Raw genomic sequence first — 287 nt, 5'->3', positions numbered from 1 at the left:
TCATATAATTTAAAATCTCTTTTGAAACCATATTTATCGTTACGGTAAGCATATCGTTTAAATCCTAATCGTTTTTGATTTGGACAAATAAATTCATCGTTGATTTCATCATATTCCCAATTCTGAGTATTAAAAATGTCACTTTTAAATTTTTTAGTTTTATCTTTAATAAACATTCCATATGTAATTAATGGTGTTCTATTAAAATCATCTATAATAGCCATGTAATTTTGTTCACTACCATAACCAGCATCAGCGACAATATACTCAGGTAAATAACCGTAGGT

1 pseudogene is annotated in these 287 nt (G+C 26.8%); it reads right to left on the bottom strand.

From position 1 onward, the window contains the following. A pseudogene (locus CD113_RS11500) lies at nt 1–287 on the bottom strand (IS5/IS1182 family transposase); the annotation flags it as partial.

Origin of the sequence: Staphylococcus simiae, from assembly GCF_002902085.1 — a bacterium.
Classification (GTDB): Bacteria; Bacillota; Bacilli; order Staphylococcales; family Staphylococcaceae; genus Staphylococcus; species Staphylococcus simiae.
The sequence above is the reverse complement of the archived record's forward strand: the minus strand, read 5'-3'. Positions and strand labels throughout refer to the sequence as shown.